The sequence below is a fragment of the Streptomyces sp. NPDC005017 genome (assembly GCF_042873115.1).
Taxonomy (GTDB): Bacteria; Actinomycetota; Actinomycetes; order Streptomycetales; family Streptomycetaceae; genus Streptomyces.
Map to the genome: position 1 here is coordinate 36,297 of NZ_JBIALD010000005.1, position 25,592 is coordinate 61,888.

At 72.8% G+C, this 25,592-nt stretch carries 21 protein-coding genes, 4 tRNA genes and 1 other RNA gene; 12 read left to right on the plus strand and 14 right to left on the minus strand.

Translation table 11 applies throughout. The features are described 5' to 3' along the window. Positions 1-16: 16 nt before the first annotated feature. From purF to purS, 6 genes are all read right to left on the minus strand, one after another. Positions 17-1,546: an amidophosphoribosyltransferase gene (purF, locus tag ACFYR0_RS09395; RefSeq protein ID WP_386384670.1), complete on the minus strand. Its 1,530-nt coding sequence runs from the start codon at positions 1,544-1,546 to the stop codon at positions 17-19. Positions 1,547-1,607: 61 nt separating this feature from the next. Further along, positions 1,608-2,372, minus strand: a complete 765-nt coding sequence (locus ACFYR0_RS09400; protein WP_389323866.1) for an META domain-containing protein — start codon at positions 2,370-2,372, stop codon at positions 1,608-1,610. Between the two features lie 36 nt (positions 2,373-2,408). Further along, on the minus strand, positions 2,409-3,203 hold the full coding sequence (locus ACFYR0_RS09405) for a sterol carrier family protein (protein ID WP_389323869.1): 795 nt from the start codon (positions 3,201-3,203) through the stop codon (positions 2,409-2,411). 84 nt (positions 3,204-3,287) lie between these two features. Continuing rightward, the gene (gene purL / locus ACFYR0_RS09410; RefSeq protein WP_389323877.1) at positions 3,288-5,546 is read right to left on the minus strand and encodes a phosphoribosylformylglycinamidine synthase subunit PurL; all 2,259 of its coding nucleotides are present in this window, start codon (positions 5,544-5,546) and stop codon (positions 3,288-3,290) included. After that, entirely contained in the window at positions 5,543-6,223 is a 681-nt protein-coding gene (gene purQ, locus ACFYR0_RS09415; RefSeq protein WP_389323880.1) for a phosphoribosylformylglycinamidine synthase subunit PurQ, read from the minus strand. The genes purL and purQ overlap by 4 nt, the downstream gene beginning before the upstream one ends. Then, positions 6,220-6,483, minus strand: coding sequence for a phosphoribosylformylglycinamidine synthase subunit PurS (gene purS, locus ACFYR0_RS09420; RefSeq protein WP_015659417.1), 264 nt, complete (start codon positions 6,481-6,483; stop codon positions 6,220-6,222). The genes purQ and purS overlap by 4 nt, the downstream gene beginning before the upstream one ends. 311 nt (positions 6,484-6,794) lie before the next feature. Here purS and ACFYR0_RS09425 point away from each other — a divergent pair, with 311 nt between their 5' ends. The 8 genes from ACFYR0_RS09425 to ACFYR0_RS09460 all read left to right on the plus strand — a co-directional run bounded on the left by ACFYR0_RS09425 (position 6,795) and on the right by ACFYR0_RS09460 (position 11,472). Further along, positions 6,795-7,112: an Lsr2 family protein gene (locus tag ACFYR0_RS09425; protein ID WP_386384663.1), complete on the plus strand. Its 318-nt coding sequence runs from the start codon at positions 6,795-6,797 to the stop codon at positions 7,110-7,112. Positions 7,113-7,261: 149 nt separating this feature from the next. Then, a tRNA-Gly gene (locus ACFYR0_RS09430) sits at positions 7,262-7,333 on the plus strand. Between the two features lie 94 nt (positions 7,334-7,427). Next, a tRNA-Gly gene (locus ACFYR0_RS09435) sits at positions 7,428-7,500 on the plus strand. A 273-nt stretch (positions 7,501-7,773) separates the two neighbouring features. Beyond that, complete coding sequence (locus tag ACFYR0_RS09440; RefSeq protein WP_389323884.1) at positions 7,774-8,724, plus strand: ABC transporter ATP-binding protein; 951 nt, start codon at positions 7,774-7,776, stop codon at positions 8,722-8,724. After that, positions 8,721-9,515, plus strand: coding sequence for an ABC transporter permease (locus tag ACFYR0_RS09445; protein WP_389323887.1), 795 nt, complete (start codon positions 8,721-8,723; stop codon positions 9,513-9,515). Before ACFYR0_RS09440 ends, ACFYR0_RS09445 begins: the two co-directional genes overlap by 4 nt. 11 nt (positions 9,516-9,526) lie before the next feature. After that, the gene (locus ACFYR0_RS09450; protein ID WP_389323890.1) at positions 9,527-10,765 is read left to right on the plus strand and encodes a sensor histidine kinase; all 1,239 of its coding nucleotides are present in this window, start codon (positions 9,527-9,529) and stop codon (positions 10,763-10,765) included. Next, positions 10,762-11,376: a response regulator gene (locus tag ACFYR0_RS09455; RefSeq protein WP_386384655.1), complete on the plus strand. Its 615-nt coding sequence runs from the start codon at positions 10,762-10,764 to the stop codon at positions 11,374-11,376. The genes ACFYR0_RS09450 and ACFYR0_RS09455 overlap by 4 nt, the downstream gene beginning before the upstream one ends. A 23-nt stretch (positions 11,377-11,399) precedes the next feature. Further along, positions 11,400-11,472: transfer RNA gene (locus ACFYR0_RS09460), tRNA-Gly, on the plus strand. Between the two features lie 106 nt (positions 11,473-11,578). Here ACFYR0_RS09460 and ACFYR0_RS09465 read toward each other — a convergent pair. From ACFYR0_RS09465 to ffs, 6 genes are all read right to left on the minus strand, one after another. Continuing rightward, the gene (locus ACFYR0_RS09465) at positions 11,579-12,478 is read right to left on the minus strand and encodes a phosphoribosylaminoimidazolesuccinocarboxamide synthase (protein ID WP_389323894.1); all 900 of its coding nucleotides are present in this window, start codon (positions 12,476-12,478) and stop codon (positions 11,579-11,581) included. A 111-nt stretch (positions 12,479-12,589) separates the two neighbouring features. Continuing rightward, positions 12,590-14,098, minus strand: a complete 1,509-nt coding sequence (locus ACFYR0_RS09470; RefSeq protein WP_389323897.1) for a N,N-dimethylformamidase beta subunit family domain-containing protein — start codon at positions 14,096-14,098, stop codon at positions 12,590-12,592. A gap of 385 nt (positions 14,099-14,483) precedes the next feature. Further along, positions 14,484-16,295 (minus strand): hypothetical protein, encoded by a 1,812-nt coding sequence (locus ACFYR0_RS09475; RefSeq protein WP_389324613.1) that lies wholly within the window; start codon positions 16,293-16,295, stop codon positions 14,484-14,486. A gap of 293 nt (positions 16,296-16,588) precedes the next feature. Then, positions 16,589-17,842 carry a phosphoribosylamine--glycine ligase gene (gene purD / locus ACFYR0_RS09480; RefSeq protein ID WP_389323899.1) on the minus strand — a complete coding sequence of 418 codons (1,254 nt, stop codon included), beginning with the start codon at positions 17,840-17,842 and terminating at the stop codon, positions 16,589-16,591. A 183-nt stretch (positions 17,843-18,025) separates the two neighbouring features. Beyond that, positions 18,026-20,329 (minus strand): DNA polymerase III subunit gamma and tau, encoded by a 2,304-nt coding sequence (locus ACFYR0_RS09485; RefSeq protein ID WP_389323901.1) that lies wholly within the window; start codon positions 20,327-20,329, stop codon positions 18,026-18,028. Between the two features lie 199 nt (positions 20,330-20,528). Next, positions 20,529-20,625: signal recognition particle sRNA small type (gene ffs, locus ACFYR0_RS09490), an RNA gene on the minus strand. 72 nt (positions 20,626-20,697) lie between these two features. Here ffs and ACFYR0_RS09495 point away from each other — a divergent pair. From ACFYR0_RS09495 to ACFYR0_RS09510, 4 genes are all read left to right on the plus strand, one after another. After that, a tRNA-Ser gene (locus tag ACFYR0_RS09495) sits at positions 20,698-20,785 on the plus strand. 528 nt (positions 20,786-21,313) lie between these two features. After that, positions 21,314-21,877 carry a heme-binding protein gene (locus ACFYR0_RS09500; protein ID WP_389323903.1) on the plus strand — a complete coding sequence of 188 codons (564 nt, stop codon included), beginning with the start codon at positions 21,314-21,316 and terminating at the stop codon, positions 21,875-21,877. A gap of 109 nt (positions 21,878-21,986) precedes the next feature. Then, a complete protein-coding gene (locus ACFYR0_RS09505) occupies positions 21,987-22,583 on the plus strand; it encodes an ankyrin repeat domain-containing protein (protein ID WP_389323906.1) in 597 nt (198 codons plus the stop codon). Beyond that, positions 22,580-23,722 (plus strand): YncE family protein, encoded by a 1,143-nt coding sequence (locus tag ACFYR0_RS09510; RefSeq protein ID WP_389323909.1) that lies wholly within the window; start codon positions 22,580-22,582, stop codon positions 23,720-23,722. The genes ACFYR0_RS09505 and ACFYR0_RS09510 overlap by 4 nt, the downstream gene beginning before the upstream one ends. Before the next feature lie 42 nt (positions 23,723-23,764). Here ACFYR0_RS09510 and ACFYR0_RS09515 read toward each other — a convergent pair whose 3' ends face one another. Continuing rightward, positions 23,765-24,391 carry a response regulator gene (locus ACFYR0_RS09515; protein WP_386385087.1) on the minus strand — a complete coding sequence of 209 codons (627 nt, stop codon included), beginning with the start codon at positions 24,389-24,391 and terminating at the stop codon, positions 23,765-23,767. Continuing rightward, a complete protein-coding gene (locus ACFYR0_RS09520; protein WP_389323913.1) occupies positions 24,388-25,566 on the minus strand; it encodes a sensor histidine kinase in 1,179 nt (392 codons plus the stop codon). The genes ACFYR0_RS09515 and ACFYR0_RS09520 overlap by 4 nt, the downstream gene beginning before the upstream one ends. Between the last annotated feature and the right edge of the window lie 26 nt (positions 25,567-25,592).

Consider the following 25,592-nt stretch of genomic DNA (forward strand, 5'->3'; position numbering starts at 1 on the left):
TTGAGAGATACGGGGCTTACGGGCGACGGATCGCGTCGGCCGCGGCCGTCGCGGCCGGGCCCGCGGCCAGCTCGGTCTCCAGCAGCTGCTTGCCGAGCAGCTCGGGGTCCGGCAGCTCCATCGGGTACTCGCCGTCGAAGCAGGCGCGGCACAGGTTCGGCTTGGCGATCGTGGTCGCCTCGATCATGCCGTCGATGGAGATGTAGGACAGGGAGTCGGCGCCGAGGGACGTGCCGATCTCCTCGATCGTCATGCCGTTGGCGATGAGCTCGGCGCGGGTGGCGAAGTCGATGCCGAAGAAGCAGGGCCACTTCACGGGCGGGGAGGAGATCCGGATGTGGACCTCGGCGGCGCCCGCCTCGCGCAGCATGCGGACCAGGGCCCGCTGGGTGTTGCCGCGCACGATGGAGTCGTCGACGACGACCAGGCGCTTGCCCTTGATGACTTCCTTCAGCGGGTTCAGCTTCAGCCGGATACCGAGCTGGCGGATCGTCTGGGAGGGCTGGATGAACGTACGCCCGACATAGGCGTTCTTGACCAGGCCGGCGCCGAACGGGATGCCGGAGGCCTCCGCGTAGCCGATGGCGGCCGGGGTGCCCGACTCCGGGGTCGCTATGACCAGGTCGGCCTCGACGGGCGCCTCCTTCGCCAGGCGGCGGCCCATCTCCACGCGGGAGAGGTACACGTTCCGGCCGGCGATGTCGGTGTCGGGGCGGGCCAGGTACACGTACTCGAAGACACAGCCCTTGGGCTTCGCTTCCGCGAAGCGGGAGGTGCGCAGGCCGTTCTCGTCGATGGCGATGAACTCGCCCGGCTCGATCTCGCGCACGAAGCTCGCGCCGCAGATGTCCAGGGCGGCGCTCTCGGAGGCGACGACCCAGCCGCGCTCCAGGCGGCCGAGGACCAGCGGGCGGATGCCCTGCGGGTCGCGGCCGGCGTAGAGGGTGTGCTCGTCCATGAAGACGAGGGAGAACGCGCCCCGCACCTTCGGGAGGACCTGGTGCGCGGCCTCCTCGATGGTGAGCGGCTTGCCGTCCTCGTCGACCTGGGCCGCGAGGAGCGCGGTCAGCAGGTCGGTGTCGTTGGTGGCAGCCACGCGGGCGGAGCGGCTGTTGTTGTCGTTCGGCAGGGCGGCGACCATCTCGGCCAGCTGCGCCGTGTTGACGAGGTTGCCGTTGTGGCCGAGCGCGATGGAGCCGTGCGCGGTGGCACGGAACGTCGGCTGGGCGTTCTCCCACACGGAGGCGCCGGTGGTCGAGTAGCGGGCGTGTCCGACCGCGATGTGACCCTGGAGCGAACCGAGTGAGGTCTCGTCGAAGACCTGGGACACGAGGCCCATGTCCTTGAAGACGAGGATCTGGGAGCCGTTGCTGACCGCGATTCCCGCGGATTCCTGGCCCCGATGCTGGAGGGCGTAGAGCCCGAAGTACGTGAGCTTTGCGACCTCTTCGCCCGGAGCCCAGACACCGAAGACGCCACAAGCGTCCTGGGGGCCTTTCTCGCCGGGGAGCAGATCGTGATTGAGTCGACCGTCACCACGTGGCACGGCTCCGAGTGTAGGCGAGATCGACCACTGGTCCGAATTGGAGATACGCGCCGCTAATGGATCACTCGGCCGCGACCGCGGTCACGGTCTCACCGTTTTCGCTGGTCAGCGTGAGCGTTTGGTGATCGATGCGGTAGTCGACGGTGCCGTCGAGCACCTTCAGGAGGCCGCGCTCGGCTTTCATGAGTGAGGCTTCGCACACCATTCGGGTCGTGGCGACCGAGCCCAGCGTGATACTGCCGTCGCGTACCGTCGCCGAGGCGTTCACCCGATTGCAGCCCGCGCTTCCCGAGACGGTTCCCGCGGCGGTGTCGAAGACGAGGTGGCCACGGCCGTCGCCCGCCGGGTCGGTGAGCTTCCAGCGCGTGCCGGACAGCGGGGCCGGCTTCCGCTCGGTGAGGCGGACACGGTCGCCGCCCGCGGTGGTGAGGGTCAGGTCGGCGCCTTCGCGGCGGGCGGTGAGACCCCCGTCCGTGAGCACGTCGGCGAGGGTCCCCTCGAAGGCGACCGGGACGCCGTCGCAGGCCATCTCGGTGGCGCCGAGCCCGTCGAAGGTGACGCGGTCGCCGCGGACGTCGGCGGTGGCACTGAAGCCGTTGCAGCCGAGGCTGCCCTCGACCTTGCCGTCGGCGGATATGCGCAGGTGGGCGGCTGTCGGGGCGCGGTGGGTGCGGCCGTCGGCGGTGACGTCTGTGACGGCCCAGCGCACACCGGTCACGGCGGGGCCGGACGCGCCGACGGGGTCCTCGGACGGCTTCTCGGTGCCGCACGCGGCCAGGAGCGGAAGGAGGGTCAGGGCTGCGAGGGTCAGTCGCTGCTTGTCCATGGCGGTGGGACGGGAGGGCCCGGCGATCGGTTCCCCTCAGCTCATCAGCGGCAGCAGCCCGGCGAGGTCCGCCCTCTCCCCGCTGGCGCTGACCAGTGCCGCGTCCCGCGCGTCCGCCCAGGTCGTCCGGCCGGTGGCGAGGCGGACCCAGGTCAGCGGGTCGGTCTCCACGACGTTGGGCGGAGTGCCGCGGGTGTGCCGGGGCCCCTCGACGCACTGCACCACCGCGTACGGCGGGACGCGTACCTCGGTCGCGCCGCCGGGCGCCTTCGCGGCGAGCGCGTCGGCCAGAAGCCGGGTGCAGGCGGCCAGGGCCTGCTTCTCCAGCGGGATGTCCAGACCGGGTACCGCCGCGTTCAGGTCGTCGGTGTGGACGACGAGTTCGACGGTCCGGGTGACCAGGAAGTCGGTGAGGGTCATGGCGCCCGCCCGCAGGTCGAGGACACGGGAGTCGGGGGCCGCGGCGAGGCGGGCGGTGAGCTCGTCCCCGGTGCGGTCGTACAGCGCGTCGAGGTCCGGTTCGGCGGCGGCCAGTTGCCGGGTGCCGTCGGCGACGGCCTCGGCGAAGAGGGCGGTCACGGACGGGTAGTCGAGGAGCGCGATGTCGGCCTTCGGCGGCTCCGGACGGTCCAGGGCGCGGCTGACGGCGGCGACGGTCATGGTGAGATGCGCGGCCAGGTCGCGGACGGTCCAGTCGCCGAGTCGGGTGGGCCCCGCGAGCTGATCGGGCGTCAGAGTGCCGACGGCACCGCGGATCTTCCCGAACTGCGCGAGCACCGCGGCACGGGTCTTGGCGGGGTCGTAGCTGCGGGTGCGCTTCTTGGCCGGCATGGGGACGAGCCTATGCCGGGCCGTGGAAACGGCGGACCCCGCCCGGAGAACCGGGCGGGGCCGTCACCGTCGTACGGGCGTCGTCTACTTCAGCAGCGCCGGGATGGTGTTCTCGTGGGCCTCTCGCAGCTCGTCCAGGGGGAGGGCGAACTCGCCCTGGACGTCCACGGAGGTGCCGTCGACGACACCGATGCGGGTGACGGGCAGACCCCGCGCGCCGCACATGTCGTTGAAGCGGAGCTCCTCGGAGCGCGGCACGGCGACGACGGCGCGGCCGGCCGACTCGGAGAAGAGGAAGGTGAACGCGTCCAGGCCGTCGGGGACGACCAGACGGGCACCCTTGCCGCCGAGCAGGGCCGACTCGACGACCGCCTGGATCAGGCCGCCGTCGGAGAGGTCGTGCGCGGAGTCGATCATGCCGTCGCGGGATGCCGAGATCAGGATCTCGCCGAGCAGCCGCTCCCGCTCCAGGTCCACCTTCGGGGGCAGTCCGCCGAGGTGGTCGTGGACGACCTGGGACCAGGCCGAGCCGCCGAACTCCTCGCGGGTGTCGCCGAGCAGGTAGAGGAGGTGACCCTCCTCCTGGAAGGCGACCGGGGTGCGGCGGGCCACGTCGTCGATGACGCCGAGGACGGCCACGACCGGGGTCGGGTGGATGGCGGCCTCGCCCGTCTGGTTGTACAGCGAGACGTTGCCGCCGGTCACCGGGGTGCCGAGCTGGAGGCAGGCGTCCGCGAGACCGCGTACGGCCTCGGCGAACTGCCACATGACCGCCGGGTCCTCGGGGGAGCCGAAGTTGAGGCAGTCGGAGACGGCGAGGGGCTTGGCGCCGGTGGTGGCGACGTTGCGGTACGCCTCCGCCAGGGCCAGCTGCGCGCCCGTGTACGGGTCGAGCTTGGCGTACCGGCCGTTGCCGTCGGTGGCGATCGCCACGCCGAGGCCGGTCTCCTCGTCGATCCGGATCATGCCGGAGTCCTCGGGCTGGGCGAGGACGGTGTTGCCCTGCACGAAGTGGTCGTACTGCGAGGTGATCCACTTCTTGGAGGCCTGGTTCGGGGACGCGACCAGCTTCAGGACCTGGTCCTTCAGCTCCTCGCCCGTCGCCGGGCGGGGCAGCTTGTTCGCGTCGTCCGCCTGGAGCGCGTCCTGCCAGGAGGGGCGGGCGTAGGGGCGCTCGTAGACCGGGCCGTCGTGCGCGACCGTGCGCGGGTCGACGTCGACGATCTTGCCGCCGTGCCAGAAGATCTCCAGGCGGTCGCCGTCGGTCACCTCACCGATGACGGTGGCGATGACGTCCCACTTCTCGCAGATCTCCAGGAAGCGGTCGACCTTCTCCGGCTCCACGACCGCGCACATGCGTTCCTGCGACTCGCTCATGAGGATCTCCTCGGGCGAGAGCGTGGAGTCGCGCAGCGGTACGTCGTCCAGGGTGACGCGCATGCCGCCGGAGCCGTTGGAGGCCAGCTCGCTCGTCGCGCAGGACAGGCCCGCCGCGCCGAGGTCCTGGATGCCGACGACGAGCTTCTCCTGGAAGGCCTCCAGGGTGCACTCGATGAGGAGCTTCTCCTGGAAGGGGTCGCCGACCTGCACGGCCGGGCGCTTGGACGGCTTGGCGTCGTCGAAGGTCTCGGAGGCCAGGATGGAGGCGCCGCCGATGCCGTCACCGCCGGTGCGGGCCCCGTAGAGGATGACCTTGTTGCCGGCGCCGGACGCCTTGGCGAGGTGGATGTCCTCGTGCCGCATGACGCCGATGGCGCCGGCGTTGACCAGCGGGTTGCCCTGGTAGCAGGCGTCGAAGACGACCTCGCCGCCGATGTTGGGCAGGCCCAGGCAGTTGCCGTAGCCGCCGATGCCGGCGACGACGCCGGGCAGGACGCGCTTGGTGTCGGGGTGGTCGGCCGCGCCGAAGCGCAGCGGGTCGACGACCGCGACCGGGCGGGCGCCCATCGCGATGATGTCGCGCACGATGCCGCCGACGCCGGTGGCCGCGCCCTGGTAGGGCTCGACGTACGACGGGTGGTTGTGCGACTCGACCTTGAAGGTGACCGCGTAGCCCTGGCCGACGTCGACGACGCCGGCGTTCTCGCCGATGCCGACGAGCATCGCCTCGGACTCGGGGGCCTTCTCGCCGAACTGGCGGAGGTGGACCTTGGAGGACTTGTAGGAGCAGTGCTCGGACCACATGACCGAGTACATGGCGAGCTCGGCACCGGTGGGCCGGCGGCCGAGGATCTCGACCACGCGCTCGTACTCGTCCTTCTTCAGACCGAGTTCGGCCCAGGGCAGCTCGACGTCGGGGGTCGCGGCCGCGTGCTCGACCGTGTCCAGAGGCGTCCGGCTCATGCGTTGACCAGCTTCTTGAGGATCGAGGTGAAGAAGGGGAGGCCGTCGGTGCGGCCGGTGCCGATGAGCGGCTCCACGGCGTGCTCCGGGTGCGGCATCAGGCCCACGACGTTGCCGGCCCCGTTGGTGATGCCGGCGATGTCGTTGAGCGAGCCGTTCGGGTTGAAGCCCAGGTAGCGGAACGCGACCCGGCCCTCCGCCTCCAGCTTGTCCAGCGTGTACTGGTCGGCGACGTAACGGCCGTCCATGTTCTTCAGCGGGATGTGGATCTCCTGGCCCGCCTCGTAGTCGCTGGTCCAGGCCGTGTCCGCGTTCTCCACCCGCAGCTTCTGGTCGCGGCAGATGAAGTGCAGATGGTCGTTGCCGAGCATGCCGCCGGGCAGCAGGTGGGCCTCGGTGAGGACCTGGAAGCCGTTGCAGATACCGAGAACCGGCATACCGGCCTTCGCCTGCTCGATCACCGTCTCCATCACCGGCGAGAACCGGGAGATGGCACCGGCGCGGAGATAGTCGCCGTAGGAGAAACCACCGGGCAGCACCACGGCGTCGACCTGCTTGAGGTCCTTGTCCTTGTGCCAGAGAGCGACCGGTTCGGCACCCGCGAGACGGATCGCGCGCTGGGTGTCCCGGTCGTCGAGACTTCCCGGGAAAGTGACGACGCCGATACGAGCGGTCACTTCGCGGCCTCCGCGACTTCCTCGACCTTGACGGTGAAGTCCTCGATCACGGTGTTGGCGAGGAAGGATTCCGCAAGATCGTGGATGCGGGCGAGCGCGGCCTCGTCGACCGGCCCGTCAACTTCCAGTTCGAATCGCTTTCCCTGACGGACGTCGGAGATGCCTTCGAAACCCAGCCGCGGCAGTGCGCGCTGCACCGCCTGGCCCTGGGGGTCGAGGATCTCCGGCTTGAGCATGACGTCGACTACGACGCGTGCCACTGGCACTCCCGGTGTGTGGTGCTGAGCAGGTTCCTTCAGACTACCCGCACAAAATTTCTACGCGAGTAGAGTAGGAGGAACCTACGTGACCGGCATCACGATCCGGTATCGGAGGGGTGCGTTCGGGAAAAGTTCCGGGAAAGATCGCCGGGCGGCCCGCGATACCTATTGCGCACGGACACGCGGGGAGATTTAGTCGAGCTTCACTTTGCAATGCCGGGCACTGTACAAATGAATTGGCAATAAGCCGACAACTCGGCACGTCATGGCAGCTGAGCTGTATGGGGTGCCGCACGAAGGGACCGATATTCGTGGCGCAGAAGGTCGTGGTCACGCTCTTCGACGACATCGACGGCTCGGAAGCGGCGGAAACGATCGCCTTCGGACTCGACGGCAAGTCGTACGAGATCGACCTGAATGAAGCCAATGCCGAGAAACTGCGTGAGGCGCTCGCGCCCTACGTGGAGGCCGGCCGCAAGCGGTCGAGGTCCGGCCGGGCCTTCCGGCAGACGGAGGTCGCTCCCGACCCGGCGGCGGTCCGGGCCTGGGCGCAGGCGAACAAGATGGACGTGCCGGCCCGCGGCCGGATCCCCAAGAAGGTCTACGAGGCGTTCGCCGCCGCGCAGTGAGGGCCATGGCGCGGGGCTCCACCGGGGCCCCGTGACCACCCGCTCGCACGCCTCCGGCGCCTACCGACTTGCACAGCACCCCCGCTGATCAGCTAGAGTCTGGAGCACGCCAAGGGGGCGGGGCCGAAAAGCCCAGCTCACAGCGGCATGCGGGTGTAGTTCAGTAGTAGAACATCCCCCTTCCAGGGGGAAGGCGCAGTGTGCGATTCCTGTCACCCGCTCTGCATCACCGTCCCGACCACTCTTGTGGATCAGGTAGGCTGGTGCTCGCACCGATCGGGGCCGTGTATTTCACGGCCGAAGGTCGGCGGCAATGCGGACGTAGCTCAGTTGGTAGAGCGCAACCTTGCCAAGGTTGAGGTCGCGAGTTCGAGCCTCGTCGTCCGCTCTCGATGAAGAACCCCGGTCCTTTCGACCGGGGTTTTTTCATGCCCTCTTCTGTCTGGCTGGCTGGGTCTTCTGGCTGGCGGTCTGTTTCTCGTGCCTGGCTGGCTGGGTCTTCTGGCTGGCTGCGCCCCGGCTCCGATCTTCGGCTACGTCCGGCTGGCTCTTCCCCGGCTCCGGTCTCCGGCTTCGTTCCCTGGCTGCCTCTGACATTTGTCATGCGGAGTGATGACAGCGCGCACTGCTGACGCCGCCGGTCCGCCGCGAAGCTGAATCCATGAACACGACAGAGCACGTGATCGAGGTCACCGATCTGCGGCGTGCGTACGGGGGCGGGTTCGAAGCGGTCCGCGGGATCACGTTCCAGGTGGGACACGGCGAGATCTTCGCCCTGCTGGGCACGAACGGGGCGGGCAAGACCTCCACCGTCGAGCTGCTGGAAGGACTGGCCCGGCCCAGTGGGGGCCGGGTGCGGGTCTTCGGCCGCGACCCCTACGCCGAGCGGGCCGCGGTGCGGCCCCGGACGGGCGTGATGCTCCAGGAGGGCGGCTTCCCGTCGGAGCTGACCGTCGCGGAGACCGCGCGGATGTGGGCGGGGTGCGTGTCCGGGGCCCGGCCGCCCGGCGAGGTGCTGGAGCGGGTCGGCCTGTCGCGCCGGACGGGCGTACGGGTCAAGCAGCTGTCGGGCGGCGAGCGCAGACGCCTGGACCTGGCGTTGGCGCTGCTGGGCGATCCCGAGGTGCTGTTCCTCGACGAGCCGACGACCGGGCTGGACGCGGAGGGGCGCCGGGAGACCTGGGAGCTGGTGCGGGCGCTGCGCGACGCGGGCACGACCGTGCTGCTGACCACGCACTACCTGGAGGAGGCCGAGGATCTCGCCGACCGGCTGGCGATCCTGCACCGGGGGCGGATCGCCGCCGCGGGGACACCGGCCGAGGTGACCGCGGCCCAGCCGTCGCAGATCTCCTTCCGGCTGCCCGAGGGCTGGTTCCCGGGCGACCTGCCGCCCCTGGCCGAACTGGGCGTCTCCGGGCACGTGGTGGAGGCGGGCGTCGTACGGCTGCGCACCCACGAGCTCCAACGGGCGGCGACCCGGCTGCTGGTGTGGGCGGAGGGCGCCGGGGTCGAGCTGCGCGGGCTGGATGTACGGGCCGCCTCGCTGGAGGAGGCGTTCCTGGGGATCGCGCGGGAGTCGGAGCGTTCGGAGCGGACGGAGGTCACCGCATGAGCGGCGCGGTGGTGGAGGGCCGTCGGCCGACGACGGCCGCGGGGCGGATCGCGGCGCTGGGGCGGGCCGAGCTGACGCTGTTCGGGCGCAGCCGGGGCATGCTGATCGGGGCGCTGGTCGTCCCGCTGGTGCTGCCGTTCAGTGTGCGGTCGGTGGTCGAGGACATGGACCTCGCGGAGAACGGGCTCAGTGTGGGGCTCGTGCTGCTGCCGGGGGCGATCGGGTTCTCGCTGCTGTTCGCGGTGTACTCGGCGCTGGTCGCCGTGTTCGTGGGGCGGCGCGAGGAACTGGTGCTGAAGCGGCTTCGGACCGGTGAGCTGAGGGACGCGGAGATCCTTTCCGGGGCCTCGCTGCCGGCCGTCGTGACCGGGCTGCTCCAGTCGCTGGTGCTGGTGGCCGGGTGCACGGTGCTGCTGGACGTGCCCGCTCCGGAAGCGGTCCCGCTGGCCGTGCTGGGGCTGCTCGCGGGACTGGTGGTGTGCGCGGCGCTGGCCGCCTTCACCGCGAGCTTCACCCGGACGGTGGAGAGCGCGCAGGCCACCGCTCTGCCGCTGGTGCTCGTGTCGATGATCGGTTCCGGGATCACGGTTCCGCTGGAGCTGATGCCCGACCGGCTGGCCACGGCGTTCTCCCTGCTGCCGCTGAGCCCGGTGATCACACTGATACGCGGCGGCTGGTCGGGCGACCTGTCGGCGGCCGAGACACTGACCGCGTGCGCGGTCGCGCTGGCCTGGACGGCGGGCGCGGTGTTTGCTGTACGGCGATGGTTCCGCTGGGAGCCTCGGCGCTAGGGGGAGTACGTATGCGCAGGCCAGGGGGCTGGTGGCGGGGGAAGAGCACGCCGGCGAAGGTCGAGACGTACACGCGGTGGTCGTTCCACTTCTTCGGGGTGACCGAGGTCGCGGCGATCGGGGTGGCGGCGCTGGGGCAGGCCGGGTCGCCTATCGGGGTGTGGCTGCTGCTCGCGGTGTGTGTGCACGCGGCGCTGATGATGGTGACCGCGTCGCGGGCCCTGGACTGGACGCGGGGGCGGCGGGAGCAGCCGGTGCGCACGCTGTGGGCGATGGCCGCCGTGAGCGCGGCGATCGCCACGGCAGCGCTCGCGCTCTCGGAGTACGGTCCCGGCGGCGAGGACGTCGAGGCGGCTGCGGGCGCGGTGTTCGGAGGCGTGACCGCCTTCGGGGCCGGGACGATCGCGCTGGGCGTGGGCGACCGCAGACGGGTGCCCGCCGTCATCGGCGGCTTCGCCGGGGGCGCGGGGGCCGTGGCCGCGCTGCTGGGACTGTCCGCGACAGCCACGCTGGTCACCATGCTGGTGGTGCTGCTCGGCAGCGGGTTCTTCGCCTTCACCGCCATGTTCTCGGTCTGGCTGCTCGACGCCGTCTACGAACTCGACGCCGGCCGCGAGACCCGGGCCCGGCTCGCCGTGGCCGAGGAGCGGCTGCGGTTCGGCCGGGATCTGCACGACGTGCTGGGCCGCAACCTCGCCGTGATCGCCCTCAAGAGCGAGCTGGCCGTGCAGTTGGCGCGCCGGGAGCGGCCGGAGGCCCTCGAGCAGATGGTCGAGGTGCAGCGGATCGCGCAGGAGTCGCAACGTGAGGTGCGCGATGTCGTACGCGGCTACCGGGAGGCCGACCTCGGGGTCGAACTGGCCGGGGCGAAGGGCGTGCTGACGGCCGCCGGGATCGACTGCGAGGTGACCGGGGAGGCAGACGGGCTGCCGGGCGAGGTGCAGTCGGCGCTCGGCTGGGTCGTCCGGGAGGCGACCACCAATGTGCTGCGGCACGGGGACGCCGGGCGGTGTGTGGTGGGGCTGCGGTTGGCCGAGGGACGGGTGGTGCTGACGGTGCGAAACGACGGAGTGGGCGGCGGGGCGGACGGACCCGTGCCGGGGCACGGCGGCTCGGGGCTGGCCGGGCTGCGGGAGCGGCTGGCCGCGGTGGACGGGACGTTGGAGGCCGGACCGGTCGGGAAGGGGGAGTTCAGAGTGGTGGCGCAGGTGCCGCTGGCGGCTTCCGGTGTGAGCGAGGTCCTGGCGTGACGGACGCGGTGCGGCTGCTGCTCGCCGACGACGAGCACCTCATCCGGGGCGCCCTGGCGGCGCTGTTGTCGCTGGAGGAGGACCTCTCGGTCGTCGCCGAGGCCGCGACGGGGCCCGAGGCGCTGGCGATGGCCCGGGCGCACACCCCGGACGTGGCGGTGCTGGATCTCCAGATGCCGGGCGCCGACGGTGTGAAGGTCGCCACATCCCTGCGGGCCGAACTGCCCGGCTGCAAGGTGCTGATCGTGACCAGTCATGGACGTCCGGGACATCTGAAGCGGGCGCTCGCGGCGGGAGTGCGCGGATTTGTACCGAAGACGGTCAGCGCGCAGCGGCTCGCCGAGATCATCCGCACGGTGCACGCGGGAAACCGCTATGTGGACCCGGAGTTGGCGGCCGACGCGATCGCCGCCGGGGACTCGCCGCTGACCGTGCGGGAGGCCGAGGTGCTGGAACTGGCGGCGGACGGCGCGTCCGTGGCGGAGATCGCCGAGCGGGCCGCGCTGTCCCAGGGGACGGTCCGCAACTACCTCTCCTCCGCCGTCACGAAACTGGGCGCGGAGAACCGTCATGCGGCAGTGCGTCTCGCACGCGAGCGAGGTTGGGTATAGTTGCTCTCGCGCCACGGCGCACTGCGGACGTAGCTCAGTTGGTAGAGCGCAACCTTGCCAAGGTTGAGGTCGCGAGTTCGAGCCTCGTCGTCCGCTCTCTGTGAAGAAACCCCCCGGCCTGTGCCGGGGGGTTTCTTCGTGTGCGGGGGTTTCTTCGTGTGCGGCGGGGAGTTGGCCCCCGGTCGCCCGGGGGCCGTCCGGCTCAGGACCAGCTCGTGCCCGTCAGCCGCTCGTACGCCTCGATGTACTTGGCGCGGGTCGCCTCGACGGCCTGCTCCGGCAGCGCGGGCGGGGGCTGCTCGCTCCTGCGGTCCCAGCCGGACTCCGCCGAGGTCAGCCAGTCGCGCACGAACTGCTTGTCGTACGACGGCTGCGCGCGGCCCGGCTGCCACTGGTCGGCCGGCCAGAAGCGTGAGGAGTCGGGGGTGAGGACCTCGTCGGCGAGGACGAGGGTGTCGCCGTCGAAGCCGAACTCGAACTTGGTGTCCGCGAGGACGATGCCCCGCTCGCGGGCGATGTCGCGGGCGCGGCCGTAGACGTCGAGGGTCGTCCGGCGCAGCAGGGCGGCGGTCTCGGCGCCGACCTGGCGGGCGACCTCCTCGTAGGAGACGTTCTCGTCGTGCTCGCCGACCTCGGCCTTGGTGGCGGGGGTGAAGATCGGGGCGGGCAGCTCGGAGCCGTCGACCAGGCCCTCGGGGAGGGCGAGGCCGCACACCGTGCGGGTGGCGTCGTACTCGACGAGGCCGGAGCCGGTGAGGTAGCCGCGGGCCACGCACTCCACGGGGACCATCGCGAGGGACTTGCAGATCAGGGTGCGGCCGGCCCAGTCGGCGGGGGCGCCGGCGGGCAGCTCGGTGCTCAGCACATGGTTGGGCGCCAGGTCGGCGAGCTGGTCGAACCACCACAGGGACAGCTGGGTGAGGACCCGGCCCTTGTCGGGGATCTCGGTGGGCAGCACCCAGTCGTAGGCGGAGATGCGGTCGCTGGCGACCATCACGAGGTCGCCGGCCTCGTTCCGGTACAGGTCGCGCACCTTGCCGGTGTGCAGATGCACCAGGCCGGGCACCTGGATCGGCTCGGGCTTTTCGACGAATCCGGACACGGTTCCTCCCCGTGGTTCTGTCCAACTGGCTCGATTCTCCCGTATCGGGAGACGGGCCGTGGACACGGGGTCGGTGGGGGCGGTCCCGTCGGTCGCGTTTGCGGCTTCGGGTCAGTCGTGTTTGCAGATGCGGTCGAGGAGGTTGGCGGTGGCGCGCTGCACACGGGTGTCGACGTGGCCCGGCCGGTCCAGGGACGGGGACCAGGCGAACGTTCCGGACGCGAACACCCAGGCTCCCGAGGGCGCCCGGTACAGGCTGGTCTCCTGATGTCGTCGGACGCCCTCGCTGTCGGCGTAGGGGGAGTGGGCGAGCAGGACGCGTTCGTCGTGCTCGGGCAGTGGGGTGCGCGGGAAGTAGCGGTCCGCCTCGCCCGCGACCAGGCCTTCGATCTCGTCGCCCTCGTGTGCGCCGGTGGCCTCCCACAGCCAGTGGCCGGCGTTGCGGACGATCATCGGGTGGGGCTCGGGGACGCGGCCGGCGTACTGGATGCCCGCGACCTGCTGCTCGGGACGGCCGATTTCCCGCCACAGCCAGGACTTGCCCGGCCCTTTGCGTTTGCGGCAGGTGAGCAGGCGGTCGGGGACGCCGGACGGGGAGGGGCCCAGCTCGACCTGCCAGTACATGGTGTTGGCGGACAGGAAGACCAGTGAGGTACCGGTGTCGCGGGCCAGTTCGACCGTGCGGCGCATCGGGACCGACCAGTACTCGTCGTGGCCGGGGAACACCAGGCCCCGGTAGCGGGTGGGGTCGACTCGGCCGGCGTGCAGGTCGCGGGCGTCGGCGTAGGCGAGGTCGTAGCCGTAGCGCTCGGCCCAGCGGATGAAGTCGTAGGCGTGGCCGACGTGCAGGGGCAGGCCCGCGCCCGCGTAGGGGCGGTCGAAGGAGACGGTCGTGGCGGCGTCGGACTCGCCGAGCAGCCGGCCCGCCTCGTCCCAGGCGTGGTACAGGCTGGCGCCGGTGCGGCCGTCCTCCGGATAGAGGTTGTACGCCTGCCAGGTGATGTCGGGCAGGAGCAGCAGCAGGTCGGCCGGGTGGCTGTCACGGACGGTGAAGGGGATGTGGGAGCGGTAGCCGTCGGCGGTGGTGAGGACCGCGACATACGCGCCGTTGCTCCAGTGCGAGGGGACCTGGAGGCGCCAGGACAGCCACCAGTGGTGGCAGGAGACCGTGCGGTCGGCGGTGAGCGGCGGGGGCTGGACGATGCCCGACAGCCGGGGGCTGGTGGTGATCTTGGCGGCGCCGTCGCCGCCGTAGTGGCCGATGCGGTAGACGTCGACGCCGAACTCCTGGGGCGGGTCGACGGTGACGTGGAAGTCCAGTGCCTCACCGGGGGCGACCGCGCCGCGGGAGGTGAAGCCCTTGATCTGGCGGTGGACGTCGTCGGCGGAGCGGGGGGCGCCGGGCGGGCCGGGGCTGTTGCGCGGAGCCGGGATGCGGGGGGCGCCCTCGCGGGGGGTGTGGCCGGGGGCCGTGTCCACGTACCAGGGGACGACCTGGCCGGTGTCGTCGAAGTAGGTCTCGCTGCCCCGCAGCCAGGGGACCGGGCCCTGGCCGAAGGGGTCCGTCACGGCGTGGGCGAGTGCTCCCGACTCCCAGCGGCGGATGTGCTCCGATGCCATGGTGGCTCCCCTCCCTCGGACCCCGGGTGTGTCGGCGCGTCGGCTGTTGTTCGAGGTGTCGTGCGGCGGCGTGGTGCGGGTGCGGTGGGTGGTTCCCCGTGCGGGCGCGGCTGGCCTATGTCGTGTGCGATTGCCATGTGCGCGTCGGATCCCAGCACATCACATTGCGCACGGATCCCGTCACTGTTCGTCTCTGATTGACCGAAAGTGGAAGTATGCGCTCCGGGCGGGTGGGGGCGGTGGGGTGGCCTGGGACGGGGGTGGGGGTCCGCCCCGGGATTCGCTGGGAGTGGGCTCGGCGGGTTGGGCGGGGTCGGCTCGGGACCTGGCCTGGGGGGGGTGGTGGCTCGACGGCTTCGGCGGGGGTCCACCGGGGGCCGGGCGGTCAGACGAGGCGTACCGGTTTCTCCGGGCGTATGCCCACCTCGGTCAGCCAGGTGCGCAGGGGCGCGGGGTCGCCGTCCTCCAGCAGGGTGAGCACCTTGGGGGCCAGGTCGGACGCGCGTTCGCCGTCGAGCAGGAGAGAGGGGCCGTCCAGCCAGTCCAGGCCGGGGGTGGCACCGGCCGTGTCCATCGCCGCGCAGCAGACCATGGCCGTGATGTGGTCGGCGAGGAGTTCTCTCGGGGTGCGGGGAGGCTGGAGCGGGAAGAGCGGGAGGGCGTCGTCCCACAGGGCCGCGTCGCTGGACCCGCCCAGGGCGGAGGCGCCGGTCGAGGGGTGGGCCTCGGCCTCCTCGCGGGCGAGCTCGGTGGTGATGCCGTTCGCGAGGGCTGTGCAGCGGGGGTTGTCGCGGGGCGGCCGGTAGGTGTCTTCGTCGGTGTCGGGCTCTGTGGCTTCGCCGATCGGGGCTTGGGGGTTCGCGGGCTGGGCGTTCGCGGGCTCGCCGTCGGCGGCGGTCCGTGACAAGTCGGGGTCGTGGCCGGCCTCGGCGGTGCTCTGCTGTCCGGTCGTCAGGTGGTCCAGGACCCGGGCCAGGGTCGGGCCTTCGGCGTGCGGGCCGGCCTGGCGGACTCCGAGGGTGTCCAGGACTCGGTGGAGGCGGGCGGCGTCGGTGCGCCATTTGCGGTCCACGACCTCGTCCGGGTAGTCCTGCCACTCGACGGGGGACCAGGCGGGGCCCGGTTCGGCGGGGCCGCCGTGGAAGAGACGGGCGGCGAGCAGGGAGGCGGCCTCGTCGATCAGACCGGGTTCCTCCAGCAGATCGCACGCGGGGCGTTCGCCCAGCCGTGAGGCGAAGCCCTCGGCCAGACGGTCCCGGCGGGAGAGCTCGGTGAGGGCGGCCACCACGCCCGCGTCCAGCCGGGAGGGCCAGCGGCCCATGCGCCAGGCGGGCAGCGCGACGCGGGTCAGCAGCCGGTCCCAGCCCGCGTAGGCGAGGCCGACCTGCTCCTGGGCGACGATCCTGAGGCCGTAGTCCACGGCCTGTGCGCGTTCCGCCGCGGCGGACGCCACCGCGCGCTCCATCAGCACCGCGTGCTCCCGGCAGCCCCGCAGCATCAGCCGGGCCACCCAGCCGACCGCCGCCCTCGGGGCGCGTACCAGGGGGAGGCGGGCCGGGGCCGCGGCGACCGCCACCGCGGCGTCCAGGCCGCGGACGAAACGCCGCGCGGCGGCTATGTCGGGGTGCGCCGACGGTCCCGTACCGGCGACCACCGGGGCGAGGACGGCGCGCAGTTCGCCCACGCGCATCCACCACAGGAACGGGGAGCCGATGACCAGCACGGGTGCGGCGGGGGTGCGGCGCACGGGGCGGCCCGCTATCTCGTCGCGGCCGGTCGGCGCGGGCGGGCCGTGCGCCGGGTGGGTGCGGTCCTCGAGCCAGCTGTCGCAGTCCGGGGTGAGCGCTATCGCGGAGGGCGCGGGGACGTCGAGGCGGTCGGCCAGTTCACGGACCAGGCGGTACAGATCGGGCGCCGCGCCCTCGGCGATCGGGACCGTCGGGCTGAGGGCGGGCCGGGCGCGGGCGACCACCAGGGCGATGGCCCCTGCCACGAGCAGCACCACCGCCGCGACGACCACGGTCACCCAGCGGGCGGTGTCCCAGACGGGTCCCACGAAATGGTCCGTGGCACCGCCCGCCAGCAGGATCACCGCAGCCGCGGCGGGCAGCAGGGCCACCGCCAGCGCCCTGCCGCGCACACGCAGCACGGCCAGGGCTCGCGCCCGAGCGGCCTGCGCTCCTGCCTCCACACCCATCCCGGTCACGACCGGACCACACCCCCTCGCTGCCGCGCTGGTGCTTTCCTGGCGTTGCTCACTCCCCCACTGTGGCACCCGTCACTGACATCGCAATGCCGGTGGGCCAAGTGCCGGAACGCTTGCGCCGCACCATAGTTGGGCCCCGGGCCCCCGGTCAGGCAGATAGGGGATCGGTCACTCGATGGAATGGCTTTGGGGAAAGGTGGATGACGGAGGGCAAGGATCAGGCCCCGGTTCCTGAGACGGATCCGGGGCCTGGAGGGTTCATAGGCGCGGGCGGAGTACCTCGTTCACGCCCCGGCGGCGGCCTTGGCCGCGATGTCCGTACGGTGCTGGGAGCCGTCGAGCACGACGCGGGCGACGGCCCGGTAGGCGCGCTCGCGGGCCTCGGTGAGATCGGCGCCGACGGCGGTCACCGACAGCACCCTGCCGCCCGCGCTGACGACGGCGTCGCCGTCCTGGCGGGTGCCCGCGTGCAGCACGTAGGCGTGCGGGGCGTCCTGGGCCGCGACCTCGTCCAGACCGGTGATGGGGTCGCCGGTGCGCGGGGTGCCGGGGTAGTTGTGCGAGGCGACGACGACGGTGACGGCCGCCTCCTCGCTCCAGCGCAACGGCTCCAGGTCGACGAGGGTGCCGTTGGCCGCGCCCAGCAGGACACCGGCAAGCGGCGTCCTCAGACGGGCCAGCACGACCTGGGTCTCGGGGTCGCCGAAGCGGGCGTTGAACTCGATGACCCGCACACCGCGCGAGGTGATCGCCAGACCCGCGTACAGCAGGCCGGAGAACGGGGTGCCGCGGCGGCGCAGCTCGTCGACGGTCGGCTGGAGAACCGTCTCCAGTACCTCCTCGACCAGCTTCGGGTCGGCCCACGGCAGCGGGGAGTAGGCGCCCATGCCGCCGGTGTTGGGGCCCTCGTCGTTGTCCAGCGCGCGCTTGAAGTCCTGCGCGGGCTGGAGGGGGACGACCGTCTCGCCGTCGGTGATGGCGAAGAGGGAGACCTCGGGGCCGTCCAGGAACTCCTCGATGACCACGCGGTCGCAGCCGGCCGCGTGCGCCTTGGCCTCTTCGAGGTCGAAGGTGACGACGACGCCCTTGCCGGCGGCGAGGCCGTCGTCCTTCACGACGTAGGGAGCGCCGAAGGCGTCGAGGGCCTCCTCGACCTCCTCCGCGTTCGTACAGACGTACGACCGGGCCGTGGGTACGCCCGCCGCGGCCATGACGTCCTTGGCGAACGCCTTGGAGCCTTCCAGCTGGGCGGCTTCCTTGGAGGGGCCGAAGACCGGGATGCCCGCCTCGCGCACGGCGTCGGCGACACCGGCGACCAGGGGCGCCTCCGGGCCGACCACGACCAGTTCGGCGCCGAGCCCGGTGGCCAGCGCCGCGACGGCCGTGCCGTCCAGGGCGTCGACCTGGTGCAGCTCGGCGACCTCGGCGATGCCGGCGTTGCCGGGGGCGCAGTGCAGCGCCGTGACGGCGGGGTCGAGGGACAGTGAGCGGCACAGGGCGTGTTCGCGGGCGCCGCTGCCGATGACGAGGACCTTCACGGGGGTCAGCCTAACCGGAGGCGGGGTTGAGCTTTTGTGCGGGCCGCCGAGGGGGCGGGGGCGGGGTGGTTGTGGGTTCCTCCGAAAAGGTGGGTTCTGTGCGCCGCCGGGTGCGGTCCGCCGTGGCCGGAGGACTGGTGGCGGGAGGACCAGCTGGTGGCCGGAGGACCAGCGGCCGCTGGACTACTGGTCGTTCTGGAACTCCTCCATCACCGTCGCGCCCAGCTCGCGCACGATCAGCTCCTGTCCCGAGAGGGCCGACTCGTCGAGGTCGGGGTCGTCGTCCTCGGGGATGTCGTCCTCGGGGGCGACGTGGACGGGCGTGGGCTCCGGAGCGGGCGGCGGCGGGGCGGCGGGAGTGGGAGCGGCCTGGGCGGGGGCGGGTGCGGGGCCCGGCCGGTCCATGGGCGGGGCGTGCGCGGGCCGCTGCACGGCGAGGCCGCCGCCGTATCCGCCGGGGGCTGCGGGGGCGGGTGCGCCGTAGCCGGAGAAGCCGCCCGTCTGCGGGGGCGCGGAGCCGCCGGAGGTGTCGACGACCGCGTCGATCTTCCAGTGGACGTTGAAGCGCTCGGCCAGTACGGCCTTCAGGTCGTCCTCGCTGCCGCTCCCCACGAAGCGGTCCATGGCGCCCGCGTTGATGAAACCGATCTGGAGAGTGGTGCCGTCGAAGCCCGCCACATGCGCGTTCGGGGTGTTCAGCAGGGCCCAGGTGAAGCGGCGCTTGTCCTTCACCGCCTCCAGGATGTTCGGCCACAGCGCGCGGGGGTCGAGGCCGCCGGGGACGTGCGCGTACCCGGCCGCCGGGGCGGGCGAGGCCTGGGCGGGGGCCGAGGGAGCGGGGGCCGGGGCCTGGGCCGCGGCGGCGGGCCGGGAGGCACCGCCGGGGGTGGTCGCGGTGGGCCAGCCGCCCGGGCGTCGGCCGCCGCCCGCGGGCGCGGCCGTGGGCCAGGCGCCGGGGGCTGCGGCCGGGGCGGGCTGGGGCTGCTCGGGGGCGGGTAGAGCAGCGGGCGCTGGCCGGCCAGCGCCGGGATCGCCGTACTCGGCGGCGGGTGCGGGAGCGGAGGCCGGGGCGGTGGGCGTGGGAGCCGGGGCGGGTGCCACGGGAGCCGTCGGGGCCGCGGGAGCCGCCGGGGCGGGAGCGCCCGGTCCGGCCGCCCCGCGAACGGCAGCGCGAGCCGCGGCGGCTCCACCGCCGGGCGGGACGGCGGAGGGCGGGACGGCGGAGGGCGGGACGGCGGGGGCACCCTGCGGTGCCTCGGAACCGTGCGCCCCGGGGCCGGGGGCGTATCCCATCGCGGGCATCCCCGCGGGGACGCCCGCGGAGAAGCTGACGCCGCGCTCGATACGGTCGAGGCGGGCCATGACGGAGCGCTCGTCGCCGTAGGCGGCGGGGAGCATCACGCGCGCGCAGATGAGCTCCAGCTGGAGACGCGGCGAGGTGGCGCCGCGCATCTCGGTCAGGCCCTCGTTGACCAGGTCGGCGGCGCGGCTGAGCTCGGCGGCGCCGAAGGTGCCCGCCTGGGCCAGCATCCGCTCGATGACATCGGCCGGGGCGTCGATGAGCCCCTTGTCGGCGGCGTCGGGAACGGCCGCCAGGATGACCAGGTCACGCAGCCGCTCCAGCAGGTCGGCGACGAAGCGGCGCGGGTCGTTGCCGCCCTCGATGATGCGGTCGACGACCTCGAACGCGGCGGCGCCGTCACCCGTGGCGAAGGCCTCGACGACGGAGTCGAGCAGGGAGCCGTCGGTGTACCCGAGGAGGGAGGTGGCCATGGCGTACGTCACACCCTGCTCCCCCGCGCCCGCGAGGAGCTGGTCCATGACGGACATCGAGTCACGCACGGAACCGGCGCCGGAGCGCACGACCAGCGGCAGCACCCCGTCCGCGACGGGGATGTCCTCCTTCCGGCACACCTCGCCGAGGTACTCCCGCAGGGTGCCCGGCGGCACGAGCCGGAAGGGGTAGTGGTGGGTCCGCGAGCGGATGGTCCCGATGACCTTCTCGGGCTCCGTCGTGGCGAAGATGAACTTGAGATGCTCCGGGGGCTCCTCGACGACCTTCAGAAGCGCGTTGAAACCGGCCGACGTGACCATGTGGGCCTCGTCGATGATGTAGATCTTGTAGCGGCTGCGGGCGGGCCCGAAGAAGGCCTTCTCCCGCAGGTCACGGGCGTCGTCCACGCCACCGTGGGAGGCCGCGTCGATCTCGATGACGTCGATCGAGCCGGGGCCGTTTCGCGCGAGGTCGCGGCAGGAGTGGCACTCGCCGCAGGGCGTCGGCGTGGGACCCTGCTCGCAGTTCAGACAGCGGGCGAGGATGCGCGCGCTGGTCGTCTTGCCGCAACCGCGCGGACCGCTGAACAGGTACGCGTGATTGACCCGGTTGTTCCGCAGCGCCTGCTGCAACGGGTCGGTGACATGCTCCTGCCCGATGACCTCGGCGAACGACTCCGGGCGATAGCGGCGGTACAGCGCGAGAGACGACACGCCTACGAGGTTATAGGCGCCCACTGACAGAGCGGACCGCCCGGCGGGAGCGGGAGCAGCGGCGGCGGCGCGGCCGGGGCGCGGGAGCGGCGGCGGATGCCGGGCGGAGCCGGGAAGCCGGTGGGCTCGCCCACCGAAGGACCGCGAAGGACCAGGAAGCCCCACGAAGGACCGCCCCGGAGCCGGCTGGGACCGGGAACGCAGACGCCCCCCACGCACCCGCCAGAGCCGACCTACCCTTGCTGCCTTCCGGCCCTGGGGGAGTTCAGTCAGATAGCGCCGCGTGAGGGGCTGCGCCCACAGTACCCGATCGCGGCCAGCGGGAACGAGTTCGCGAGCACACCTCCGGGTCATGTAATGTTCCCAGCGGAGGATTCGCCTAGAGGCCTAGGGCGCACGCTTGGAAAGCGTGTTGGGGGCAACCCCTCACGAGTTCGAATCTCGTATCCTCCGCCAGTGCCTCACCGGGCACGATGTCGAAGGGCCCCACCGTTCTCGGTGGGGCCCTTCGACGTTGTGCGGCTGGCCAGCCGGTGAGGCGAGGACGTGTCCCTCGGTGTCGCGGGGAAGCGGCAGTCGGCGGTGGGGGCGTCCGGCCCTGTCGCGCGCGGAAGCGACAGCCGCGGCTGGTGTCGCGCGGAAGCGGCAGTCGACGGCTGGTGTCGCGCGGAAGCGGCAGTCGACGGCTGGTGTCGCGCGGAAGCGGCAGTCGGCGATGAGGCCTCCGGCCCTGTCGCGCGCGGAGGCGAGAGTCAGAGGCGGGGTCTCTGGCCCTGGGCGTTCACGCAGGTCACCGTCCCTTCCTCATCCGAACGGACGACCTCTTCGTCATCCGTTCCGTGTCCCGTGCCGAGCCTCTCCGTCGACCGGCCGGAGCCCTTGGCGGGCCGAGGATCGAGGCAAGGCGAGGCCGACGACAGGCCGAGCGAACGGACCGCCGACGGCCGTGTCAGGCACGAGGCACAGAGGAAGGGCTCCCCCGCCATGCAGCACGTTCGTAAGAAGCACCTGTCCACCCGCGCCCGCGTTCTCGGCGGCGGTGCCGTGGTCGCGGCCCTCGCCGCGGGCACCTTCGGCACGGTCGCGGCCAACGCCGCCGACGCCCCGAAGTCCGCCGCGCCGGTCGCCGCCGCGCAGAGCAACACCACCGCCTCCACCCACCTGACGGTCGACGCCGCCACCGAGGCCGCGCAGGCCGCGCTGGACGCCGCAGAGAAGGAGGGCCAGCGCGTCTCGGTCGCCGTCGTCGACCGCAACGGCAACACGATCGTCACCCTGCGCGGCGACGGCGCCGGCCCGCAGTCCTACGAGTCCGCCGAGCGCAAGGCGTTCACCGCCGTCTCCTGGAACGCCCCCACCTCCGAGCTGGCCGAGCGCCTGGAGCAGGCGCCGAACCTGAAGGACATCCCCGGCACCCTGTTCCTCGGCGGCGGCGCGCCCGTCACCGCCAAGGGCGCCCCGGTCGCGGGCATCGGTGTCGCGGGCGCCCCGTCCGGCGACCTGGACGAGAAGTACGCCCAGGCCGGCGCCGCCTCGCTCGCCAGGTGACCCGTGGCCGGGCCCGCCTCCTCGGTGGGCCCGGCTCCGCGTGCGGAGGACGACGATGATCAGAGCCGTACTGCCGGGACGCGCCCGCAGGGCATCCAGGAGGAGCGCCGTGACCGCCTTCGACCATGAACTGCTCCAGGCCGCCGGGCTCGGCGACACCGCCGGAGTGCGGCTCGCCCTGGAGGCCGGGGCGGCCGTGGACGTCCGGGACGGGCACGGCCGCACCCCGCTGCTGCTCGCCGCCCTCGCCGACCATGTGGACACCGCCCGGCCGCTGCTCGACGCCGGCGCCGACCCGAACGCGCAGGACGACCGGCAGGACACCCCCTGGCTGGTCACCGGCGTCACCGGCAGCGTCGCCATGATGCGGCTGCTGCTGCCCCACGGCCCCGACCTGACCCTGCACAACCGCTACGGCGGCGTCTGCCTCATCCCCGCCGCCGAACGCGGCCATGTCGCCTACGTCCGGGCCGTGCTGGACGAGACCGGCATCGACGTCGACCACGTCAACCGGCTCGGCTGGACCGCCCTGCTGGAGGCGGTCGTCCTCGGCGACGGCGGCCGGGCCCATCAGCAGATCGTCGAGCTGCTGCTGGCCGCGGGAGCCACCCCGGGTCTGCCCGACGGCGACGGTGTCACGCCCCTGGAGCACGCCGAGCGGCGGGGCTTCACCGAGATCGCCGCCCTGCTGCGGCGCGCGTCGTGAAGCGCCGCGCGTTCCTCGCCGCCCTCGGCGTCGCCGCCGCCTCCGCCTGCACACCGGCGGGGAGCGAGCAGCGGGGCCGTACGCCGTCCCCGGCCCGGACGGAAAGCCGTACGCCCGCTCCGTCCACACCGTCCGCTCCGTCCACACCGTCCGCCGCGCCTTCCGGCGAACTGCTGCTCGTCACCGACTTCGGCGCGGACACCGTCACCTTCGTCGATCCGGCCCGGGGTCCCGTCGGCTCCGTCGAGGCCGGTACCGCGCCCTACGGGCTCGCGGTCGGCGCGGACGGCAGGGCCTGGGCCGCGGCCGCCGAGGGCGTGGCCGTGATCGACACCCGCACCCGCCGCCGGCTCGCCCTCGTCCCGTACCGCACCCCACCCTCCCGGCTGGGGCCGCCCGCGTACGGCGAGTACCGGGGCGGCGGCATGGGCCTCGCGCTGGCGCCCGACGGGCGGTACGCCTACGTCGGGGTGAACGTCCCCGGCGACAACGGCGTCCTGGAGGTCGTCGACACCGCCGCCCGCGAGGTCGTGCGGACCGTTCCGGTCGGACGGCGGCCCTTCGACGTGGACGTCTCCGCCGACGGCTCCGAGGTGTACGTCACCGGCCACGACTCCTTCGACGTCACCGTGGTCCCGGCCCGCGGCCGTCCGCGCCGTATCGAGGTCGCGCCGTACGGCACCGAGGGCGGGCTCGGCTCCTGGCTCAAGCCGCACTACGCCGCCGTACGGCCCTCGGACGGGCGGCTGCTGCTGCCGTTCGAGGGGGAGCGGCTGGCCGTGGTCGACCCGCGCACGGGACGCGTCCGGGTCGAGCCGATGACGGCGAACACCCATCAGCACGGAGTCGCCGTCACGTCCGGCGGGACGCTGCTCGTGGTGGGCACCGGGCCGATCGACCCGGCGGCCGACGGGGGGCCGTCCCTGACGGTGCGTACGCCCGACGGACGGGAGCGCGTGCACCCGCTCCAGGGCCCGCACGAGGAGGTCGCGGTGTCCCGGGACGGCCGGACCGCCTATGTCACCGGCGGGTTCACCCGGGACGGGTACTGGGACGGCATCACGGTCGTGGACCTGGCCTCGGGCCGGCCGCGGCGGCTTCCCGCGGGCAGCCGGCCGCTCGGGATCGCCGTCCTCTGACGGCACCTCGCGCCGCGCCTCCCCGTGCCGCCCCGCATCGCCCTACGGCACCAGCCGCTGCTCCTTCGCCACCGACACGGCCGCCGCGCGGGTGTCGACGCCGAGCTTGTCATAGATGCGGCGCAGGTGCGTCTTGACGGTGGCCTCGCTGATGAAGAGGGCCCGGGCGATCTCACGGTTGGGCAGGCCCTGGGCGAGGTGGGTCAGGATGTCGCGCTCGCGGGGCGTCAGGGTGGGGCGGGGGCTGCGCATCTGGGCCATGACCCGGCCGGCGACCGGTGCGGACAGCGCGGTGCGGCCCTCGGCGGCGGCGTGGATGGCGGCGAACAGTTCCTCGGGGCGTTCGGCCTTCAGCAGATAACCCGTCGCCCCCGCCTCGATGGCACGCGTGATGTCGGCGTCGGTGTCGTACGTGGTCAGGACGAGGACGTGCGGGCTGTCGCCGGTGCGGGCGGCGACGATCCGGCGGGTGGTCTCCACGCCGTCGATGCCGGGGCCCAGCTGAAGGTCCATCAGCACGACGTCCGGGGCGAGCTTGCGGGTCAGGGCGATCGCCTCCTCGCCGCTGCCCGCCTCGCCGACGACCTCGATGTCCGGGGCGCTGGCGAGCAGGGCGAGCAGCCCCGCGCGGACCACGACGTGGTCGTCACAGACGAGGATGCGGGTCATTTCGGCTCCAGGGGGATCGCGGCGGACAGGACGGTGCCCTCGCCGGGGGCGGACTCCACGGTGAGCGTGCCGCCGAGCTGGCGCAGCCGGGCGCGGATGGCGGGCAGGCCGTAGCCGCGGGCGGTGGACGGCTCGGCGGCGGCCGCGCCGGTGTCGAAGCCGCTGCCGTCGTCGGCGACGTCCAGCACGATCTGGTCGTCCAGGCAGGTCAGGGTGAGCGTGGCGGCGGTGGCGTGCGCGTGCTCGCGGACGTTGGCCAGGGCGCCCTGGGCGATCCGCAGCAGCGCCGACGCGACGGGCGCCGGGAGCGCGGGCTCCTGGCCCTCGGTGTGCACGCGTACGGTCAGCCCGGCCCCGCTCTCCCGCTCGGCGACCGCGCGCAGCGCCTCGGGCAGGCTGCCCGCGTCGGCGAGGTCGGCCGGGGTGAGGTCGTGCACGAAACGGCGGGCCTCGGCGAGGTTGCTCTCGGCGATCGAGGCGGCCGTGCGGACATGGCCACGCGCGGTGTCCGGGGCGCTGTCCCAGACCCGGTCGGCCGCCTGGAGCAGCATGCGCTGGCTGGACAGCCCCTGGGCGAGGGTGTCGTGGATCTCCCGGGCGAGCCGCTCGCGTTCGGCGAGGGTGCCCTCGCGGCGTTCGGTGGCGGCGAGTTCGCGGCGGGTGCGGACGAGGTCGTCGATGAGGTCGCGCTGCCGGGCGGTCTGCCGTTCCATCACGACGAAGACGGCGGTGGCGACGGCGGCCACGGCGGGCGGCGCGAGCAGGACGTTCGGGTCGGCCCAGCCCGCGAGTTTCAGCTGGGCGGCCACGGTCAGGGCCGTGAGCAGCGCGACCAGGGTCACCGCGGCGCGCGGCGGCAGGGTGCGCAGTCCGGTGTAGAACAGCGGGACCGCGCTCCAGGCGAAGCTGGGGGCGAGGACGACGAGGACCGCCCAGGCGGCCACGACCGCGCCGAGCCAGACCAGCCGGCGGGCGGTGAGCCGGGTGCCGAGCGCCGGGCCGAGCAGGTAGAGCGCCGCGAGCAGCACGGACAGGGCGATGACCCAGGGGGTGCGGGGTTCGTCGGCGTGCCGGGCGAGATAGCGGGCCAGGGACGCGGCCAGCAGCACGAAGAAGGCCGTGTGCATGACGACCGCGAGAACGCGGGTGTCGTCCCGTTCCTCCCCTGGAGTCATATCTGGCCTTCCCGGACTGCGCTGAA

Coding starts and splice junctions, on each gene's coding strand:
- ACFYR0_RS09515 (WP_386385087.1), bottom strand. CDS start 24,391: ATGACCCGCATCCTCGTCTGTGACGACCACGTCGTGGTCCGCGCGGGG.
- ACFYR0_RS09445 (WP_389323887.1), top strand. CDS start 8,721: ATGAGCGGCGCGGTGGTGGAGGGCCGTCGGCCGACGACGGCCGCGGGG.
- ACFYR0_RS09400 (WP_389323866.1), bottom strand. CDS start 2,372: ATGGACAAGCAGCGACTGACCCTCGCAGCCCTGACCCTCCTTCCGCTC.
- ACFYR0_RS09475 (WP_389324613.1), bottom strand. CDS start 16,295: ATGGGTGTGGAGGCAGGAGCGCAGGCCGCTCGGGCGCGAGCCCTGGCC.
- ACFYR0_RS09450 (WP_389323890.1), top strand. CDS start 9,527: ATGCGCAGGCCAGGGGGCTGGTGGCGGGGGAAGAGCACGCCGGCGAAG.
- ACFYR0_RS09520 (WP_389323913.1), bottom strand. CDS start 25,566: ATGACTCCAGGGGAGGAACGGGACGACACCCGCGTTCTCGCGGTCGTC.
- purL (WP_389323877.1), bottom strand. CDS start 5,546: ATGAGCCGGACGCCTCTGGACACGGTCGAGCACGCGGCCGCGACCCCC.
- ACFYR0_RS09440 (WP_389323884.1), top strand. CDS start 7,774: ATGAACACGACAGAGCACGTGATCGAGGTCACCGATCTGCGGCGTGCG.
- ACFYR0_RS09500 (WP_389323903.1), top strand. CDS start 21,314: ATGCAGCACGTTCGTAAGAAGCACCTGTCCACCCGCGCCCGCGTTCTC.
- ACFYR0_RS09405 (WP_389323869.1), bottom strand. CDS start 3,203: ATGCCGGCCAAGAAGCGCACCCGCAGCTACGACCCCGCCAAGACCCGT.
- ACFYR0_RS09470 (WP_389323897.1), bottom strand. CDS start 14,098: ATGGCATCGGAGCACATCCGCCGCTGGGAGTCGGGAGCACTCGCCCAC.